Source organism: Gemmatimonadota bacterium (assembly GCA_039715185.1).
Lineage (GTDB): Bacteria > Gemmatimonadota > Gemmatimonadetes > Longimicrobiales > RSA9 > DATHRK01.
Map to the genome: position 1 here is coordinate 1 of JBDLIA010000193.1, position 1,971 is coordinate 1,971.

The 1,971-nt window shown below is 67.8% G+C and carries 4 protein-coding genes; 2 read left to right on the forward strand and 2 right to left on the reverse strand.

Annotation, left to right across the window (positions count from 1 at the left end):
* Together ABFS34_16605 and ABFS34_16610 are read left to right on the forward strand one after the other, a co-directional pair.
* Window positions 1-638 (forward strand): hypothetical protein (locus ABFS34_16605; protein MEN8377047.1); only part of this gene is annotated, 638 nt, incomplete at its 5' end.
* 140 nt (window positions 639-778) lie between these two features.
* Entirely contained in the window at window positions 779-1,078 is a 300-nt protein-coding gene (locus ABFS34_16610) for a HigA family addiction module antitoxin (GenBank protein MEN8377048.1), read from the forward strand.
* A 25-nt stretch (window positions 1,079-1,103) separates the two neighbouring features.
* Here the strand turns inward: ABFS34_16610 and ABFS34_16615 are convergent, their stop codons facing one another.
* Both ABFS34_16615 and ABFS34_16620 read right to left on the reverse strand, forming a co-directional pair.
* Window positions 1,104-1,532 (reverse strand): type II toxin-antitoxin system VapC family toxin, encoded by a 429-nt coding sequence (locus ABFS34_16615; protein ID MEN8377049.1) that lies wholly within the window; start codon window positions 1,530-1,532, stop codon window positions 1,104-1,106.
* Window positions 1,529-1,828, reverse strand: a complete 300-nt coding sequence (locus ABFS34_16620; GenBank protein ID MEN8377050.1) for a type II toxin-antitoxin system prevent-host-death family antitoxin — start codon at window positions 1,826-1,828, stop codon at window positions 1,529-1,531. The genes ABFS34_16615 and ABFS34_16620 overlap by 4 nt, the downstream gene beginning before the upstream one ends.
* Window positions 1,829-1,971: the final 143 nt, after the last annotated feature.

Below are 1,971 nucleotides of genomic sequence, written 5' to 3' on the forward strand. Positions count from 1 at the left end.
ACCCCGACCACCCGCAGATCGCGGACATCACCGAGCGGTGGGAGGACTTCGGCCCGACCGTCGCGCTCTACGAAGGGCGCAGCCGCGGCTTCCCCTACGGAGCGCTGATCGAGCCGTTCGCCGGGCTGCCCGAACCGGCGCTGGTCCACAAGCTGGCCCGCCGCGACGACATGCCGCTGTACTCGCTCGAGCCGGCCTACGCCGACGAGGTCGCGGAGCTGCTGGAGACGTTCAGCGCGGAGCAGGTGGCGCTCTACTTCTTTCTGCGCGTCTACACCTCGGAGGCCGGCGGGACCGCGAACGAGCGGCTCGCGCTCGATCTGCTGGGCAAGCGCACGGATGTGGAGGGGCTGCGTGGCTCGCTGGTCACGCTCGCCGACGTGGACCGGGTGTGGGCGCGCGACTTTCCCGACGAGGTCGACTGGCGCGTCCTGCGCGGGGAGCCCGGCTACCTGGGCGACATCAGCACCGAGTCCCGCCGCATCCGCGGCGAGCACATGGCGAAGATCCTGATCGACCTGGTGCGGCACGGCGAGCGCGTGTTCGCCGTCGTGGGAAGCGGGCACGTGATCCGGCAGGAGTGGAGCCTCCGGGTGGTGTTCGGGCTCGAACCGGCGTGGGATCAGCCGGTCCGGTAGACGGCCAAGAACTGAGTAGGAGAGTCAGCGAGCGCTTCTGCGCGGCGTGATAACGCTTGACGTTATTATCGCATCTGCTTCATTTGGAAGAGCGGCGATGCCTACGGGGTCGAAATCGTCGACTACCATTAGGAGGAAGAATGCCCCCATCCACTCATGCGCCAATACATCCTGGCGAGGTCCTGTTCGAGGAGTTTCTCGAACCGATGGGGATCAGTCAGTACCGTTTGGCCAAGGACATCAGCGTCCCGCCTCGCCGCATCAATGAGATCGTCCATGGCAAGCGTTCGGTGACGGCTGATACCGCGCTGAGGCTCGCCCGCTACTTCGGAACGTCGGATCGGTTCTGGCTCAACCTGCAGACGAGCTACGATCTGGACGTCGAGCGAGACAAGCTCGGCAGCCGCCTTGAGGATGAGGTCCTGCAACGCGCTGGCTAACAAAGCGCCGCCACCTCGCCCGGACTTACGACCCCGGCAGCACCTCGAACCCTTCCAGCCGCGCAGCCAGAGCCAGCCGCTCGTCGAAGGTGACCAGGGCCACCTCCGACCGGTCGCCCCCCGCCAGTACGGCGGCTGCGGCGAGCTGGAGGGCGTCGGCTGCGGTCAGCGAATGCACGCGCAGGAGGCGCATTGCCTCGTCGCGGACCTCGCTCGAGGGGAGTATCTCGAGCCACGAGGTCCGCAAGGTTCGTAGGAGTCGGAGCACCTCCTGCTCCTCCGTCACGCTCAGGCGTTCTTCCCTCCGCAGGCGCGCCGCCGCCGAGGCGCATTCGACGGGCGTGCCCCACCACGCCGCCATCGCCCGGTCCTCGTCGAGTAGCTTCCGGACCGTCGCGCTCGCCTCTTGCTCCAGGAGGAGGGGCACCAGCGCCGAGGTGTCCCAGAACCTCACCAGCCCTCGGCCCGTTCTTCGAGGACCGACGACAGGCTGCGCCCTTCCGGATCGGCGGGGCGGGGACGGGTGAGGAAGTCCCGCGGGAGCGGGGGACGGGGTCCGGCACGGACCAGCCCCGCGCCTTCCAGGTCCGCCACGCGGCCCTCGACGGCGGGCTCACCCGTGAGGGGGACCAGTCGCGCGATCGGCCGTCCGCGGTCGGTCACGACCACGGCCTCGCCGGCCTGCGCGCGACGCAGGAACTCGCTGAACCGGGCCCTCAGCTCTCCGACTCCCACACGAGGCTCGGACATTAGATACCTATCAGATCGTAAAGTTATGACTAAGATAGTCATGACATGATTCGTCCGGCAAGTTTCTCGTAACGCCGCGCCGACTGCGCGGCCCGCCTGGTGGGGGATCGGTGGCGCAACGTCCACGGAGGCGTTGACAGCAT

Coding starts and splice junctions, on each gene's coding strand:
- ABFS34_16620 (MEN8377050.1), bottom strand. CDS start 1,828: ATGTCCGAGCCTCGTGTGGGAGTCGGAGAGCTGAGGGCCCGGTTCAGC.
- ABFS34_16610 (MEN8377048.1), top strand. CDS start 779: ATGCCCCCATCCACTCATGCGCCAATACATCCTGGCGAGGTCCTGTTC.